This window comes from Embleya sp. NPDC005575 (genome assembly GCF_040605455.1).
GTDB lineage: Bacteria > Actinomycetota > Actinomycetes > Streptomycetales > Streptomycetaceae > Embleya.
Window position 1 is genome coordinate 1 of sequence record NZ_JBEXCV010000111.1, and the last position, 15,645, is coordinate 15,645.

12 protein-coding genes and 2 pseudogenes are annotated in these 15,645 nt (G+C 69.5%); 9 read left to right on the top strand and 5 right to left on the bottom strand.

All coding sequences use genetic code 11. From position 1 onward, the window contains the following. Positions 1–499 precede the first annotated feature (499 nt). The 4 genes from ABZS54_RS29710 to ABZS54_RS29725 all read left to right on the top strand — a co-directional run bounded on the left by ABZS54_RS29710 (position 500) and on the right by ABZS54_RS29725 (position 3,237). Entirely contained in the window at positions 500–856 is a 357-nt protein-coding gene (locus ABZS54_RS29710) for a BlaI/MecI/CopY family transcriptional regulator (protein WP_355542758.1), read from the top strand. 164 nt (positions 857–1,020) lie between these two features. Then, the gene (locus ABZS54_RS29715; protein WP_355542761.1) at positions 1,021–1,932 is read left to right on the top strand and encodes a DUF11 domain-containing protein; all 912 of its coding nucleotides are present in this window, start codon (positions 1,021–1,023) and stop codon (positions 1,930–1,932) included. 221 nt (positions 1,933–2,153) lie between these two features. Then, positions 2,154–2,663, top strand: a complete 510-nt coding sequence (locus ABZS54_RS29720) for an amino-acid N-acetyltransferase (RefSeq protein WP_355542764.1) — start codon at positions 2,154–2,156, stop codon at positions 2,661–2,663. A gap of 232 nt (positions 2,664–2,895) precedes the next feature. Beyond that, on the top strand, positions 2,896–3,237 hold the full coding sequence (locus tag ABZS54_RS29725) for an Lsr2 family protein (RefSeq protein ID WP_355542767.1): 342 nt from the start codon (positions 2,896–2,898) through the stop codon (positions 3,235–3,237). Between the two features lie 111 nt (positions 3,238–3,348). Here ABZS54_RS29725 and ABZS54_RS29730 read toward each other — a convergent pair whose 3' ends face one another. Continuing rightward, entirely contained in the window at positions 3,349–4,062 is a 714-nt protein-coding gene (locus ABZS54_RS29730) for an SCO3374 family protein (RefSeq protein WP_355542770.1), read from the bottom strand. Positions 4,063–4,522: 460 nt separating this feature from the next. Here ABZS54_RS29730 and ABZS54_RS29735 point away from each other — a divergent pair, with 460 nt between their 5' ends. Beyond that, a complete protein-coding gene (locus tag ABZS54_RS29735; protein WP_355542773.1) occupies positions 4,523–7,045 on the top strand; it encodes an ATP-dependent Clp protease ATP-binding subunit in 2,523 nt (840 codons plus the stop codon). 115 nt (positions 7,046–7,160) lie between these two features. On the opposite strand, the gene ABZS54_RS29740 is transcribed toward ABZS54_RS29735, so the two are convergent. Next, positions 7,161–9,338 carry an MMPL family transporter gene (locus ABZS54_RS29740; protein ID WP_355542776.1) on the bottom strand — a complete coding sequence of 726 codons (2,178 nt, stop codon included), beginning with the start codon at positions 9,336–9,338 and terminating at the stop codon, positions 7,161–7,163. 138 nt (positions 9,339–9,476) lie between these two features. Between ABZS54_RS29740 and ABZS54_RS29745 the strand changes: the two genes are divergently transcribed. From ABZS54_RS29745 to ABZS54_RS29760, 4 genes and pseudogenes are all read left to right on the top strand, one after another. Beyond that, positions 9,477–10,166, top strand: coding sequence for a TetR/AcrR family transcriptional regulator (locus tag ABZS54_RS29745; RefSeq protein ID WP_355542779.1), 690 nt, complete (start codon positions 9,477–9,479; stop codon positions 10,164–10,166). A gap of 74 nt (positions 10,167–10,240) precedes the next feature. Then, positions 10,241–10,993 (top strand): SDR family NAD(P)-dependent oxidoreductase, encoded by a 753-nt coding sequence (locus ABZS54_RS29750; RefSeq protein WP_355542782.1) that lies wholly within the window; start codon positions 10,241–10,243, stop codon positions 10,991–10,993. 141 nt (positions 10,994–11,134) lie between these two features. Beyond that, a pseudogene (locus ABZS54_RS29755) lies at positions 11,135–12,076 on the top strand (NAD(P)-dependent alcohol dehydrogenase). Positions 12,077–12,219: 143 nt separating this feature from the next. Next, a pseudogene (locus ABZS54_RS29760) lies at positions 12,220–12,519 on the top strand (tetratricopeptide repeat protein); the annotation flags it as partial. Positions 12,520–12,526: 7 nt separating this feature from the next. On the opposite strand, the gene ABZS54_RS29765 reads toward ABZS54_RS29760, so the two are convergent. The 3 genes from ABZS54_RS29765 to ABZS54_RS29775 all read right to left on the bottom strand — a co-directional run bounded on the left by ABZS54_RS29765 (position 12,527) and on the right by ABZS54_RS29775 (position 15,358). Beyond that, positions 12,527–13,207, bottom strand: coding sequence for a lysoplasmalogenase (locus ABZS54_RS29765; RefSeq protein ID WP_355542785.1), 681 nt, complete (start codon positions 13,205–13,207; stop codon positions 12,527–12,529). Next, positions 13,204–14,064, bottom strand: coding sequence for a sterol desaturase family protein (locus ABZS54_RS29770; protein ID WP_355542788.1), 861 nt, complete (start codon positions 14,062–14,064; stop codon positions 13,204–13,206). The genes ABZS54_RS29765 and ABZS54_RS29770 overlap by 4 nt, the downstream gene beginning before the upstream one ends. Positions 14,065–14,227: 163 nt before the next feature. Further along, positions 14,228–15,358: a DUF2382 domain-containing protein gene (locus ABZS54_RS29775; protein WP_355542791.1), complete on the bottom strand. Its 1,131-nt coding sequence runs from the start codon at positions 15,356–15,358 to the stop codon at positions 14,228–14,230. Positions 15,359–15,645 lie beyond the last annotated feature (287 nt).

The following is a 15,645-nucleotide window of genomic DNA, read 5'->3' on the forward strand; positions in this document are numbered from 1 at the left end:
CGAGCGGGCCGCGACGTCCGCGCCGCGGTCGGCGAGCCGCTGCGCGGTGTCCGGATCGGCGCTCGACGCGCCGGCCGCGCGCTCTCCGCTCGTGTCCGTCCCCGCTGCCTGGACCCCGGTGGTGACCGCGACGGCCAGGAGTGCGAGGCCGGCGACCACGATGACCGGACGCCTCGGACGCAGTGCCTTCAGCCGCGAAGGGCGATCGGTGGACGTGGACGTGGGCGGAGCTTCGGGGGAATGCGGCACGTATACCTCGGGGAATCGACGACAGGGCCGGGATCAGTGGTAGCAATCCGCTGCGTATCGACCAAGTCGTGACGAAATGGACACTACGTCACCGCGTAGTAGTGCGTTCCGCGCTGCCGCGTTCGCGCCCGCCGTCCATCACCGCATGCGACAAATCCGGACGAAATCGTGTCTACGATGCCGCATAGGAGATCGCGCGCCATGCGTGACGCAGCTCACGGTGCCACCAGGTTTCGGGAAGGGACCGACCATGAACCGTCTCGGCGAACTCGAAGCCCAGGTGATGCTCCGCGTCTGGCGGCTCAATCGCCCGTCGTCGGTGCGCGAGGTACAGGAGGCGCTGCTGCCCGAGCGCGAGCCCGCCTATACGACGGTGATGACCGTGCTCGACAAACTCTTTCGCAAGGGCCTGTTGCGCCGCCGGTTGCACGGAAGGGCCTATCGGTACCAAGCCGTGCGCTCGCGGGACGCGTATACCGCCGAGTTGATGCGCGACGACTGGGCGGCGGGCGACAGTCGCGCGGGTGCTCTCGTGCACTTCGTCGAGGGCATGACGCCGGAACAGATCGAGGCGTTGCGCGACGCGTTGCGGGTCGCACTGCCCTGAGCCGAATCGGCGGCGCGTTCGGCGGCTGCCTGGGCTGTTCGGGCGCCCTGTTAATTCGTTCGGCGCAACCCGCGGGGCACCGTGGAGCGCAACTCTGCGTAATCGTATTAATGATCTACGTAAGAAATGCGACTTCTGCACGGTGGAACGGAAAGTGGGCCGACATGATGCGAGCGAAAACCCGAGTGGTACGCGCCCTCGCGGTGGCCGGCGTCGCGGTGAGCGCCGTGCTGGGCGCGATCCCGGCTGCGGTCGGCTCGGCGGCTGTCGCATCCGAGCGGCAGCCGGAACCCGTCACGACGTGGTACGGCACGGCGTCGTACGGGTGGACGACCTCACACGGGTGGACCCTGTGGTCGTCCTCGTGCGAGTCCGCACCGTCGCGGTCGGATCCGACCGTGCCGAACGACGCGATGGACAACCTGCGTGCTCGGCTGGATCAGATGCGGGCGACGCTCGGGCAGCGGCTCCGGAGCGACCTCGCGGACGTGATGAGCACGCCGGGCACGTCGCTGCCGCCGGGCGTGACGCTGCCGGATCCCGCCGACCCGGCCGACCACGGCGTGGGCGCGCCCTCGGTGAGGTTGCCGAACCAGCCGCCGTTGTCCACCCAGCCGCCCACAATGCCCGCTTCGACCCAGCCGCCCGGCCGGCCGGCGGAAGCGGTCTCGACGGCGAAGCTGGAATTGCGCCGCACGGCCGTCCCCGCGCAGGCCAAGCCGGGCGACACGGTCACCCACACGGTGACCGTGTCGAACTCCGGCGGCGGCGAGGCGAAGTCCGCGGTCGTGCGCAACTCGTTGCCGGCAGGCGCGAAACTGGTGGATTCCAAGCCGTCGCAGGGTGAATTCGACGCGGCGACCGGAGTGTGGAAGACCGGCCGGATCAAGGCCGACTCCGAGGTCATCCTGATTCTCGTGCTCAAGGTGCCGCAAGGCGCGGCCGGATCCGAGATGACCGCTCGATCGAGTTTCGTCAGCGCGCCGGGTGCCAAGCCGGTCATCCGCAACGCGTGTGGCGACGACGCCGAGGCGACCTGCGCGAGCACGCGCGTGGCCGATTCCACGACCCGGTAATGACCGGGGAAATCAGTCCATATCCGGCCTGATCACTCCACGGCAGTGCCGGCGGGCCGTGGGTATCTGTGCCGGATGTATGAAGAACGCGAGGCTCGGGCGGGGAAACCCCGCCCCGGGCCTCCGTCATCGGTCCGGGTGTTTTGCCCCCCCGCCGGGGCAGATCGGTGGTAAACAGGGCGGAGCGGCGAGGGCTATCGTGATCGCGATAGCGTCAGCGCATGGAAGTGACGATCCGACGTGCCAGAACGTCCGATGTGCGGGCCATTCGACGCCTTGTGGATGGGTACGTGGGGCTGCGTATCCTTCTGGACAAACCCACGGTCACCCTCTTCGAGGACGTGCAGGAGTTTTGGGTCGCCGAGCGGGACGCGGACAGTGAAGTGGTCGCGTGCGGTGCGCTGCATGTGATGTGGGAAGACCTCGCCGAGGTGCGCACTCTCGCAGTGGATCCGGTGTGTCGCGGGCACGGAGTGGGTCACCTCTTGCTCAGCAAACTCCTGGAGACCGCGCGTTGGCTCGGTGTTCGGCGGATATTCTGCTTGACCTTCGAGGTCGACTTCTTCGCGAAGCACGGCTTCGTCGAGATCGAGGAGACACCGATCGACGGCGATGTCTACAGCGAACTGATGCGTTCGTACGACGAGGGCGTCGCCGAGTTTTTGGATCTGGAAGGCGTCAAACCCAACACCCTTGGCAACACGCGGATGCTGCTCCATCTCTGGCAGTGATCTCGATCCGCGTAGACCGCGCGAGTGTGGTGGAGATCGCGTGACCCATGCCGGTCAACCCCTTGACGCTTCTTGCCCATGGCGGTGTGGTGTGCGGTGAAGTCGCAACCACAAACCCGGTAACGTATTGCCGACTCGACGGGTTCCGCGCGGGGGTGGGTTTGTATTTTCCCGCAGAAAGCGGTTTCCTTTTCTTGAGTTGGTTGAACCCTCCCGATGAAAGGGAATCCTGGTGGCACAGAAGGTCCAGATTCTTCTCGTTGACGACCTCGACGGCGGCAAGGCCGATGAGACGGTGACGTTCGCGCTCGACGGTGTCTCCTACGAGATCGACCTGAGCGCCACGCACGCAGAGCAGCTCCGCGCGGCCCTGACGACCTACGTCGAGGCCGGCCGTAAGACCGGTGGCCGGGTCGCGGCTCGCCGCGGCGTCCGCCAGGTGGTCAAGGGTGGTGCCGCCTCCGGTGACACCGCCAAGATCCGCGCCTGGGCCAAGGAGAACGGCTACGACGTGAGCGAGCGCGGTCGCGTGCCGGGCAACATTCGCGACGCCTACGAGAAGGCCCACGCCTGATCGTCGACGCCACCATCGAGCGGTGCCCTCCCCCGAACGAACCGGGGGAGGCACCGCTCATGTCGTTTCCCGGGGCCGGGGCGGCACCGTGTCCGGTCGTCCGGCCGTGCTTCAGGCCGGTGCCGGGCGGTGGTGGGTCAGCGGCCTCGGCTCGGTGGCCCGCGGCCGCGGGAACAGCCGCACATGCTGGCACGCGTGCGCCAACGTGCTCAGCAGCCGGGTGACGTCCGGGAAGCGCACGTCCACGTGCAGCACCGCGCCGAGAGTCGCGAGGTCCCCGGCGGGGCGCACGCGACCGGGGTCGACCGGCGGGCGCAGCCAGCGCGCGTGCTCCCACGCGCGGGGCCACGGTGCCCGCCACGTGGCCGGCCACGGTGACGGCGCGGCCACCGTGTCGCCCTCGCCGTACGCGCGCAGGTCCAGGTCCAGGTCGGCCCAGTCCAGCCAGTCCAACAGGGCGGGCAGGTCGCCCGCCACCCCGGGGGCCACGAGGAACTGGATCCGGCCGGTGCCGGTCGCGGCCACCGGCCCGATCGGGACGCCGAGCCGCTCGGCCCGGTCCAGGGCCCGGACGCCGGCCGCTCCGGGAACATCCAGGACGTCGAACCGCACCCCGGCGGCCAGCCGAACCGAGGCCGACGGGTCGCTCGCCCAGTACCGCGCGAGCACCTGCGGATCGGTGGTCGCCACCGCGAGCCCACCCGCCGCGTCGACCGATCCCGGAGCCGCCGGCCATCCGAGCGCCCGCGCGTACCAGAGGGCCTCGTCCAACGGGCCGGGCACGACGGGCGCCGAACGGGACGCGAAAACAAGCGTGGCTGCCATAACGTGTTCAACTCCAGGACGACAGCGAGGTTACGAAAGGTGATATGGCAACCGCGATGAGTGACATGGTGCGCGGTACGGCCGCGCGTGGCCTGTCCGAGCGCCCGCGCGATCGCCTGCACAGCCGTCGTGACCTGCCGGTATATAGCAGGTGTCGTCCTGGGTATGACCCGGACATGGAGGGGGGACGGGGAGGCGGAATCGGTGCCGGTGTCGGTCCGAGGCCGTGCCGGAAAATACCGCGTTCGCTTCTGGCGTACTCGGAATCGGCCTCAGGACGTGGCCGGCGGGAACACCGACACGCACCATCGGGTTTGACTAGTTGTCCAAAGCGGTCCGCAACACGTGGGTCGCACGTCTTCACGGACGAATCGAGCGGTCCTGCGTGCAGGACTAGCATGCGGAAGGACAGGGAGGGGACCGTCCCCGATCTGCACGACCGCTCTGAGGAGCGATAACGATGTTCGAGAGGTTCACCGACCGCGCGCGGCGGGTTGTCGTCCTGGCTCAGGAGGAGGCCCGGATGCTCAACCACAACTACATCGGTACTGAGCACATCCTCCTCGGCCTCATCCACGAGGGTGAGGGCGTCGCGGCGAAGGCCCTGGAGAGCCTCGGCATCTCGCTCGAGGCAGTGCGTCAGCAGGTTGAGGAGATCATCGGTCAGGGCCAGCAGGCCCCGTCCGGTCACATCCCCTTCACGCCCCGTGCGAAGAAGGTCCTCGAGCTGTCGCTTCGCGAGGCGCTCCAGCTCGGCCACAACTACATCGGCACGGAGCACATTCTGCTGGGCCTGATCCGCGAGGGCGAGGGTGTCGCAGCCCAGGTCCTCGTGAAGCTCGGCGCCGACCTCAACCGGGTCCGCCAGCAGGTCATCCAGCTGCTCTCCGGCTACTCCACCGGCAAGGAATCCGCCGCGCCGGGCGGAAGCGGCCAGGAGGGGACGCCTTCGACGTCCCTCGTGCTCGACCAATTCGGGCGCAACCTGACCCAGGCGGCGCGCGAGGGCAAGCTCGACCCGGTCATCGGGCGCGAGAAGGAAATCGAGCGGGTCATGCAGGTGCTGTCCCGCCGCACCAAGAACAACCCCGTCCTGATCGGCGAGCCCGGCGTCGGCAAGACCGCCGTCGTCGAGGGCTTGGCCCAGGCGATCGTCAAGGGCGAGGTGCCCGAGACGCTCAAGGACAAGCAGCTCTACACGCTGGACCTCGGCGCGCTGGTGGCGGGCTCCCGCTACCGCGGTGACTTCGAGGAGCGGCTGAAGAAGGTGCTCAAGGAGATCCGCACCCGCGGCGACATCATCCTGTTCATCGACGAGCTGCACACGCTCGTCGGTGCGGGTGCAGCCGAGGGCGCGATCGACGCGGCGAGCATCCTCAAGCCGATGCTGGCGCGAGGCGAGCTGCAGACGATCGGTGCGACCACGCTCGACGAGTACCGCAAGCACCTGGAGAAGGACGCGGCGCTGGAGCGCCGGTTCCAGCCGATCCAGGTCGCGGAACCGTCCCTGCCGCACACGATCGAGATCCTCAAGGGTCTGCGCGACCGCTACGAGGCGCACCACCGCGTGTCGATCACCGACCAGGCCCTGGTGGCCGCGGCGACGCTCGCGGACCGGTACATCTCCGACCGGTTCCTGCCGGACAAGGCGATCGACCTCATCGACGAGGCCGGCTCGCGGATGCGCATCCGGCGCATGACCGCGCCGCCGGACCTGCGCGAGTTCGACGAGAAGATCGCCAACGTGCGTCGGGACAAGGAGTCCGCGATCGACGCGCAGGACTTCGAGAAGGCCGCGTCCCTGCGCGACAGCGAGAAGAAGCTGCTCGCCGACAAGGCGAAGCGGGAGAAGGAGTGGAAGGCCGGCGACATGGACGTCGTGGCCGAGGTCGACGAGGAACTGATCGCAGAGGTTCTCTCGACCGCCACCGGCATCCCGGTCTTCAAGCTGACCGAGGAGGAGTCGGCCCGTCTGCTCCGCATGGAGGACGAGCTGCACAAGCGGGTCATCGGCCAGAAGGACGCCATCAAGGCGCTCTCCCAGGCCATCCGGCGTACCCGCGCCGGCCTCAAGGACCCGAAGCGTCCCGGTGGTTCGTTCATCTTCGCCGGCCCGTCCGGCGTCGGTAAGACCGAGCTGTCCAAGACGCTCGCCGAGTTCCTCTTCGGCGACGAGGACGCGCTCATCCAGCTGGACATGAGCGAGTTCTCCGAGAAGCACACGGTCTCCCGGCTGTTCGGTTCCCCGCCCGGATATGTGGGTTACGAAGAGGGCGGCCAGCTCACCGAGAAGGTCCGTCGCAAGCCTTTCTCGGTGGTTCTGTTCGACGAGGTCGAGAAGGCCCACCCGGACATCTTCAACTCGCTGCTGCAGATTCTGGAGGACGGTCGACTGACCGATTCCCAGGGTCGGGTGGTGGACTTCAAGAACACCGTCATCATCATGACGACCAACCTCGGCACACGGGACATCTCGAAGGGCTTCGGCCTCGGTTTCTCCGGATCGTCCGACGTCAAGACCGGTTACGACCGGATGAAGGCGAAGGTCAACGAAGAGCTGAAGCAGCACTTCCGTCCCGAGTTCCTCAACCGTGTCGATGACACGATCGTCTTCCACCAGCTTTCCGAGGAAGACATCATCCAGATCGTCGACCTCATGATCGCCAAGGTGGACGAGCGGCTGCGCGACCGGGACATGGGCATCGAGCTCCGTCCCGCCGCCAAGGCATTGCTCGCCAAGCGAGGCTACGACCCGCTGCTGGGTGCCCGTCCGCTCCGTCGGACGATCCAGCGCCAGATCGAGGACAACCTCTCCGAGAAGATCCTCTACGGCGAGCTGCGCTCCGGGTCGATCATCGTGGTCGACACCGAGGGTGAGGGCAAGGACGAGCAGTTCACCTTCGAGGGCATGGAGAAGGCCCCGCTGCCGGACGCACCGCCCATCGAGGCGACCGGCTCGGGCCCGAACCTGACCAAGGAGTAGTCGGGTCCGCGGGAGACCGCGCACGGCAACGACGAAGGGGCCGCCCCCGGGGATCACTTCCCGGGGGCGGCCCCTTCGTCGTGCGAAATCGGCCGCGTCGACCGGTCGTGCCGGGTCAGTACGCGCCGTCGCGCACGTGCTCGCCGGCCTTGCTCGCGGCATCCGTCCGGGCCGGCGACACCGCCGACTCGCGCAGGCCCACCCGGTCGTGCACCCGGCGCAGGACCCGCGGGGCGTACCACGCGTGCCGGCCGAGCAGGCGCATCGCGGCCGGCACCAGGATGCCGCGGACCAGGGTCGCGTCCAGGAGGATCGCCAGCGCCGCGCCGAAGCCGAACAGCTGGAGGAAGCTCACGCTGCTGGTCAGGAACGCCACGAAGGTCACCGCGAGCAGTGCTGCGGCGGTGGTGACGATCCGTCCGGTACGACCCAGACCTTGCCGGACCGCGTCCTCGTCGGACGCGCCGGCGTCGTGCAGCTCCTTGATCCGGCTGGTCACGAACACCTCGTAGTCCATCGACAGCGCGAACGCGATGCAGAACAGCAGCACCGTCATCGAGGTGTCCATGGGCAGCGGCGTGAAGCCGAGCAGACCGGAGAGATGTCCGTCCTGGAATACCCACACGGTGATGCCGACCGCGGCCATGATGCTGATCCCGTTCAGGAGCAGCGCGCGCAGCGGTTGCAGGATGCTCCCGGTGAACAGGAACAGCAGCACGAACGTACTGAGCACGATCAGCCCGAAGGCGAGTGGCAGCCGGTCGCCGATCGAGGTCTTGGTGTCGACCAGACGCGCGTCCGTGCCGCCGACCAGGGCCTCGGTGCGGTCCGGTGCGGGGATCGCCCGGACGTCGCGAACCAGGTCCTGCGCGGCGTCCGACTTGGCGGGCAGTGTGGTGATCACCGACAGCAGGCGCGCGTCGGGTCGGATCCGGTCCGGGCCCGCGCTGTCCACCCGGGTCACTCCCGGCAGCGCGGCGAGCCGGGCCGCGTAGGTGTCCACCGGGGCCTGGGCGCCGGTGCCGAGCAGCACCACGTCCACGGTGCGGGTGTCGTCGAGGCTGTAGTCCGCGCGCAGCGTGTCGCCGACCCGACGGGCCTCGGTGCTGGTCGGCAGGACCCGTTCGTCGGGCGTGCCGAACTCGACCCCGAGCAGCGGCGACGCGGCCAGCAGCAGCACCGCCAGCACCGGCAGTGCGGTGAGCGCGGGCCGCCGGGTGACGAAGCCGGCGAGTCGCGACCACACCGGCGCCTCCGCGCCCTGGACGCCGCGTATGCCCTTGATCCGCATCGACTCCACGCGCGGTCCGAGCACGGTCAGCAGGGCCGGCGCGATGATCAGCGCGGCGAGCGCGGAGACGATCACCACGCCGATGCCCGCGTACGCGAACGAGCGCAGGAAGTACTGCGGGAAGACCAGCAGCACGGCGAGCGCGGCGGTCACCGTCGCGGCGGAGAACAGGATGGTTCGCCCGGCGGTGCGCAGCGTGCCCACCACCGCGTCGTGCAGGTCGTGCCCCGCGTGCAGCAGCTCGCGGTGTCGGGCCACGATCAGCAGTGCGTAGTCGATCGCCAGGCCCAGGCCCAGGGCCGTGGTGAGGTTGATCGAGAAGATCGACACGTCGGTCAGGCTGCCGAGGACGAACAACTCGGCGAAGGTGCCCATGATCGCGATGAAGCCGATCACGAGCGGGACCAGGGCCGCGATCAGACTGCCGAAGGCGAGTACGAGCAGCAGCAGGGTCAGCGGTATCGCGATCGACTCGGCGATCGCCAGGCTCTTGCCGACCTGGCCGTTGACGGCCGGTCCGATCGAGGCGTCGCCGCCGATCCGGACCTTGAGCGGGCTGTCCGGGGGCAGTTGTGCGGCCTTGGGCAATTCGCTGATGTCGTCCTCGACGGAATGGGCGACGAGCAGCGCGCCGCGGCCCCCGTCGGCCTTGAGCCCGGGTGCGTTGGTGGTCCAGTAGGAGGCCACCTGGTCGAAGCCCGGTACGGCCGCGAGGGACGCGGTGAGTCGGCGGCCGGCCTCCGCCACGGCCGGTGCGTCGACGCTCGAGCCGTCCTTGGCCCGCACTTCGACCACCAGGTTGGGCCGGCCGCCGAAGGTGTGCTTGATCTCGTCCTGGGCCCGGGTCGAGGCCGAGTTCGGCGCGTCGAATCCGCCCGACTGGAGCTTGCCGAAGGCGCCGAAGCCCACCCCGGCCGAGACGAGCAACAACAACGCGCCGACCACGAGCACGGCGCGTGCTCGGCGGAATACGAGATTCCCCAGTCGTTCGAGCATGATCATCGACCTTCCATGCGGTCCGTGGGGAGACGGAGGGTGCCAGGGCAAGAAGCCATGTTGACGCCGATAACAATGTTGGCATTGATAACTTGGCATTGAATGTGCGCAGTGTCAACATGGGGATGGATCGAACGGAGAACCATGGCAAGCGAGCAAGCCGCCGGCACCTCGGGTCGTCGCGGATACCATCACGGCGACCTGCGCAACGCGCTGACCGAGGCCGCAGTGGAACGGGCCCGGGCGGGGGGTCCGCAGGCGATCGTGTTGCGCGAGGCCGCGCGCGCGACGGGTGTGTCCTCCACCGCCGCCTACCGGCACTTCGCCAACCATCACGAGTTGGTCGTGGCGGTCAAGGATCGCGGTCTGGCGATGCTCGCCGCGACGATGCGGGACGAGTTGGCCGGGGGCGAGCCGTGTTCGGATCCGGGGGACGAGGCGCTGCGTCGGCTGCGTGCGGCGGGGCTGGGCTACGTGCGCTTCGCGTTCGCCGAGCCCGGCCTGTTCCGGACCATCTTCCACGGTGGCACCGAGGGCGACCCGATGATCGGTCGTCGGCAAGCGGCTCTTGCCGCGGGCGACGGCGAGGGGCATCTGCCCGGCACGCCGGACGAGTCGGAGGAGTCCTACTCGCTGATGTCCCGGGCACTGGACGAACTGGTCGCGCTCGGTCGACTCCCGGCCGAGCGCCGCAAGTACTCGGACGTGGTGATGTGGTCCGCCGTGCACGGCCTGAGCGTGCTGCTGCTGGACACCGAACTGGCCCATCTCCCGGACGAGATCAAGGCGGACATCGTCCGGCGCGGCATCGACGTGGCCCTGAACGGCCTGTGAGGCCGGTCGCGGTCGTCCCCCATTAGGTCCCGTCCGACAGGCGCCGACGATCGCCCGCTCCCAGGATCGAAGGCATGAGCGCCGACTTCGCAACCAGGACCGCCATCGTCACCGGGGCCGCCTCGGGCATCGGCGCCGCGATCGCCCGCCGACTCGCCGCCGACGGCGCGAGCGTCGTGGTCGCCGACCTCGACGATGTCGGCGCGGCTCGCGTCGCCGCCGAGATCACCGAGGCCGGCGGCACCGCCCGGGGCATGCGGGTGGACGTGGCCGAGCCCAAGTCGTGCGCGGCGCTTGTGCGCGCGGCGGTGGAGGTGTTCGGCGGGCTGCACCTCGCGGTGAACAACGCGGGCATCACCGGCCCGCACGCGCACACCGGCGAGTACCCGACGGACGGGTGGCGCAGGGTGATCGACATCAACCTGAGCGGCGTCTTCTACGGAATGCGCCACCAGATCCCGGCGATGCTGGAGTCCGGTGGCGGTGCGATCGTCAACATGGCGTCGATCCTGTCCTCGGTCGGTTTCCCGAACGCGGTCGGCTACGTGGCCGCCAAGCACGGCGTGCTGGGCCTGACCAAGACCGCCGCGATCGAGTACGCGCAGCGTGGGATCCGGATCAACGCGGTCGGCCCGGGCTTCATCGAGACCCCGCTGCTCAAGGAAACCGACGCCGAGGCGCACGCCGCGCTGGCCCGGCTGCATCCGATGGGCCGGCTCGGCACGGGCGACGAAGTGGCCGAGCCGGTCGCCTTCCTGCTCTCCGATCGGGCGGCCTTCATCACCGGCAGCTACCACCTGGTGGACGGCGGCTACACCGCGCCGTAGCACCGGCGCGTGGATACCCCGCCTGGGTAATCCATCCGGTTGGCGAGTAATAGTCCGACATTGACGTCGCCGGCCCATCGCGCCACCCGCGCACCACTCGTGTACCCACGTGGGGCCGGTACGCCGGAAAGGGAGAAACCCATGAAGGCCGTGCAATACGTCGAGTTCGACAAGCCGGTCGAGGCGCGGGAGATCCCCGCGCCCGAACCGGGCCCCGGACAGGTGCTGCTGAAGGTCACCGCCGCCGGCGTCTGTCACTCCGACATCTTCGTGATGAGTCGGCGACGGGGACCTTCGGTCCGAATGCCCCGCTCACCCTCGGCCACGAAGGCGCCGGCACCGTGGCCGCGCTGGGCGAGGGGGTCACCGGCTTCGCGCTCGGCGACGCGGTCGTCGTCTACGGACCGTGGGGCTGCGGCGCCTGTCATGCGTGCGCGCAGGGCAAGGAGAACTACTGCACGCGCGCCGCCGAGCTGGGCATCCGGCCGCCCGGTCTGGGTGCCCCCGGCGCCCTCGCCGACTACGTGCTGATCGACGACGCCCGACACCTGGTCCCGACCGGCGACCTGGACCCGGTACAGACCGTTCCGCTCACCGACGCCGGGCTGACCCCGTACCACGCGATCAAGCGCTCGCTGGACAAGCTCCACGCGGGCAGCACCGCCGTGGTCCTGGGTGTCGGCGGCCTCGGTCACCTGGGCGTGCAGCTGCTGCGAGCGTTGTCCGCCACCCGGGTGATCGCCCTGGACGTGAGCGAGGACAAGCTGGAACTGGCCCGCGCCTCGGGCGCGCATCTGGCGATCAGGTCCGACGACAAGGCCGCCGACATCGTTCGCGAAGCCACCGACGGCCTCGGTGCGCAGCTCGTGCTCAACTTCGTGGGCGTGCAACCCACTGTCGACCTGGCCGCGAAGTGCGCGGCCGTGGAGAGCGACCTGACCATCGTGGGCATCGGCGGCGGAACCCTCCCGGTCGGCTTCGGCCTGGGTGGAGAAGTTTTCGCTGGACCAGGCGCCGGATGTGTACGACCGACTGCACCACGGCCGGATCAACGGCCGCGCGGTGCTCGTCCCGGGGGCCTGACCGGGCGCGACCGGCCCGCCGGAATACCTGACCGGGGTATCCGGTTCTGCCTGGTGTCCGATGCCGTCACGAGCATCGCGAAGGGAGCCACCGTGACGCTGACCCTGGAGAACTACCGAGTAGCCGAGGAACTGGTCGAGCGACGCGACCCGTTGGGCGCGCTGCGCATCCTGGAGCCGGTGCTGGAGGACGAGCGCGACAACGTCGCCGTGCAGCAACTGGCCGGCCGGGCGTACTTCCTCTCGCTCCAGCTCCGCCGGGCCGAGGCGACGCTGCGCCGAGTGGTCGAGCTGGACCCATGTGACGCGTGGGCCACGCACGCCCTCGGCCGGACCCTGGAGCGGGCCGGCCGCGGCGCGGAGGCCGCGCCGTATCTGCGGCTCGCCGCGGCGATGAACCCGGAGCCGGAGTACAAGGCGGCAGCGGCGAAGTACGCCGACTGAGGCCGACTCAGCCCGACCAGGCGGCGGACCGACGGTCCGCCGCCTCGTCGGCGTCCGGGCGGCTGAACGGCCACGTCGCCCAGGTGAGCGCGAGCAGCAACTGGGCGGCCACGTAGGTGGGCATCACCACAGCGTCCTGCCCCGGCAACAGGTCCACGTCGGCGATGCCCAGCGCGATCACCGCGTCCGAGAGCAGGAACAACGCTCCCCCGAGTCCGGTGCGCCGGCCCACACCCGCCGCGTACGCCGCCATCCCGGTGAGCAGCAGGCTGTAGCCGAGGACCGGCACCAGCAGTTCGTCCAGGCCGCGCCACACCAGCGCCATCGTCGCACCCCACGCGAGCAGGTACCCCACGGCCCGGCGCGCCGAGAGCGTGCCGCCCATGCGCCGAAAGGCCAGGAGGTAACAGACGTGGCCGACCGCGAACCCGGCCATCCCGATCATGAAGGTCGCGCCGCGGTCCACGAGCAGCCCCACGTCGCCGACGAACCCGCCCGCCAGGGCGCCGATCGGCAGCCGCAGGTCGCGCCCGGCACCGGGTCGTGCGGCCACCCACACGAAGGCGATCAGCACCGGCATCAGCAGCGTCTTGCTCACCCAGCGAGGCCCGTCGACACCGGCCGCGGCGAGCACCGTGTCGACGACGCCCAGGGTCAGGTACGCGGCGAGGAGCGCGCGTGCCCTCACGCGCCGGCCCGGGCGACGGCGGGCGGCTCGATCGCCTCGGTCGCGGGCTGCCAGCCGGGTCCGCGCAGCACCCGGCCGAACCGCACCCGCCAGGTGCCCGCGGCCCGGACGTCGCGCGCGATGGCCGCGTACTCGTGGAAGGCCACCCGCAGCGGGTTGTACGTCTCGATGTTCTTGGTGAGCCCGTAGTTCACCGGCTCGCCCTCGGGCTCGAAGCTGCGGAACAGCCGGTCCCACAGGATCAGGATGCCGCCGTAGTTGCGGTCCAGGTACTGCCGGTTCGAACCGTGGTGCACGCGGTGGTGCGAGGGCGTGTTGAAGACGTACTCGATCGGCTTCCAGAGCTTGTCGATCCGCTCGGTGTGGATCCAGAACTGGTACAGCAGGTTGATCGAGAAGGACGTGACCACCATCGCCAACGGGAACCCGAGCAGCAGCATCGGCCCGATGAACACGATGTGGTGCGCCCCGGTCCAGGTCTGTCGCAGCGCGGTGGAGAGGTTGTAGTGCCGGCTGGAGTGGTGCACGACATGGCTGGCCCACAGCAGCCGGATCTCGTGCCCGGCGCGATGCTCCCAGTAGTAGAAGAAGTCCACGCCGACGATCACCAGCACCCACGCCCACCACGTGTTCCCCAGCCGCAGCGGGGTCAGCTCGTGCAGCCCGTCCCAGGCCAGGACGGTCAACAACCCCCAGCCCAGCCCGGCCGCGATGCTGCCGAGGCCCATGGTCAGGCTCGTCGCGGTGTCCTTCACCGCGTACCCGCGCTCGTCGTCGTCGGGGGCGAATCGATACGACACCCACTCGACGACCAAGAGGAGGGTGAAGGCCGGAATGGCGAGCACCGTGAGGTCCATGTCTCGGACCCTACTGGCGAGTAACGCCGGGCGGAAGAGGTGATTTCCCGCTGTTTTTCCCGGTCGTGCCCGATCGCCCCGGACACTGCCGAAGCCCCCGGTCGCCGTCGCGGACGGGCCGGGGGCGATCGGAGGCTTCGCGGGAGGCCGAGCGGAGCGGGCCTTACTTGTTCTTGTTCTTGTCCAGTCGCTCGTTCTTGTCGAGTCGCTCGCCCTTGCCGTCGAGGACCTGTACCTTGCCACCGTCGTGCAGCTCGATGCGTTCGCGCCGGACCTCCTCGGTCACCCGCTGCTCGCTCTGCACCTTCTTGGAGACCAGCCGGATGCGCTCGACCGGGAAGACCTCCTTGCGGACGACGACCCGTTCGGCGTGCAGCACGATCTCGTGCGCGTTCTCGTGCATGTCCGGGCCGTCGAGCGCGGCGCGGCGGTTGGAGTTGTCGATCGGCTCGCGGACGATCTCCCACTCCTCGTGCATCACCGGTACGACCTTGTCCACGCGCTCGGTCTCGATCACCTTGCGCAGCGCCGCACGCCCGGCCTCGACCATCTCGACGTGCACGTCCAGCCGCTCCTCGGAGCGCGTCATCGCGTCGTCGGTACCGGTCTTGGCGGACATCGACGCGGCCCGGGCGGTGCCCGAGTCGGCCCCGGTTGCGCGGGTCGTGGTCGAGGACGTCATGCCGGCTTTGGTGCCCGCCTCCATCGCCGACCGGGAGTGCCGACCGGTCGGAGTGCCGGCCATCCCGGCGGCGGGCGGGGTAGACGGTTTGGCGCCGGCCGACGGCGGCTCGTTGGTGCGCACCGACGGATCGTGCTTGCCGGTCAGCTCCTCGAAGCCGTTGTCCGTACCCGCGAGCTGCGACTTGGACATGTCCGCCCGTCGGCGGGTGTCGGCAGCCCCGGCGGCCCCGGCGGCCCCGGCAGCCATACCGGCGGTGCCGGTGCCTTGGGAGGTCTCGGTGCGGGTCATGCCGCTGGACGGCGTGACGCTGTAGTGGCGATAGAGGCGGGCCTCCTCCTCCGGCGAGAGGTGCTCGTCGGTGCCCAGGCTCGGCGCTTCCTTGACGAGCTCCTTGTCGAAGGGCACACGCAGGTCGTCGCCCTGCATGTCGGCCGGGCCCAGCGGCACGAAGCTCTCGCGTCCGCCGAACATGCCGGTCTTGACGGTGACCCATTCCGGCTCGCCGGTGCGGTCGTCCAGGTACACCTGGCCGATGGTCCCGATCTTGTTGCCTTCGGAATCGACGACCTTGCGGCCGATCAACTCCTGCGGGGTGACGTTCGTCTTCACGAGCCAACGCTCCTGTTCCCGGCGTCGCGGCAAGGGTGTCGCGACATGGCGGTCGTCGTGTGGGAGCTCCGATCACCAGCAGACGGCGAATCGGCCGAAGGGACAACCGGAGGCGGCCGGAGCGGTGCCGGCCGGGTGCCCGTCGCGGCGCTGTCATCTGCGGGAATGCAACCGGTGCCGGCCGGTGGCGGGCCCGACGTGATTCACCCGAATGGGTGAGTGACCAGCCGAGTTCGACCGGATACGAGTCGACTGTCCGCGCTGCTCGGCGTGGCCCCGTCGGACCG

Excerpts from the sequence above, each read along its gene's own strand:
- ABZS54_RS29740 (WP_355542776.1), bottom strand. The coding sequence starts at position 9,338 with ATGATCATGCTCGAACGACTGGGGAATCTCGTATTCCGCCGAGCACGC.
- ABZS54_RS29770 (WP_355542788.1), bottom strand. The coding sequence starts at position 14,064 with ATGGACCTCACGGTGCTCGCCATTCCGGCCTTCACCCTCCTCTTGGTC.
- ABZS54_RS29750 (WP_355542782.1), top strand. The coding sequence starts at position 10,241 with ATGAGCGCCGACTTCGCAACCAGGACCGCCATCGTCACCGGGGCCGCC.
- ABZS54_RS29710 (WP_355542758.1), top strand. The coding sequence starts at position 500 with ATGAACCGTCTCGGCGAACTCGAAGCCCAGGTGATGCTCCGCGTCTGG.
- ABZS54_RS29735 (WP_355542773.1), top strand. The coding sequence starts at position 4,523 with ATGTTCGAGAGGTTCACCGACCGCGCGCGGCGGGTTGTCGTCCTGGCT.
- ABZS54_RS29745 (WP_355542779.1), top strand. The coding sequence starts at position 9,477 with ATGGCAAGCGAGCAAGCCGCCGGCACCTCGGGTCGTCGCGGATACCAT.
- ABZS54_RS29720 (WP_355542764.1), top strand. The coding sequence starts at position 2,154 with ATGGAAGTGACGATCCGACGTGCCAGAACGTCCGATGTGCGGGCCATT.
- ABZS54_RS29730 (WP_355542770.1), bottom strand. The coding sequence starts at position 4,062 with ATGGCAGCCACGCTTGTTTTCGCGTCCCGTTCGGCGCCCGTCGTGCCC.
- ABZS54_RS29715 (WP_355542761.1), top strand. The coding sequence starts at position 1,021 with ATGATGCGAGCGAAAACCCGAGTGGTACGCGCCCTCGCGGTGGCCGGC.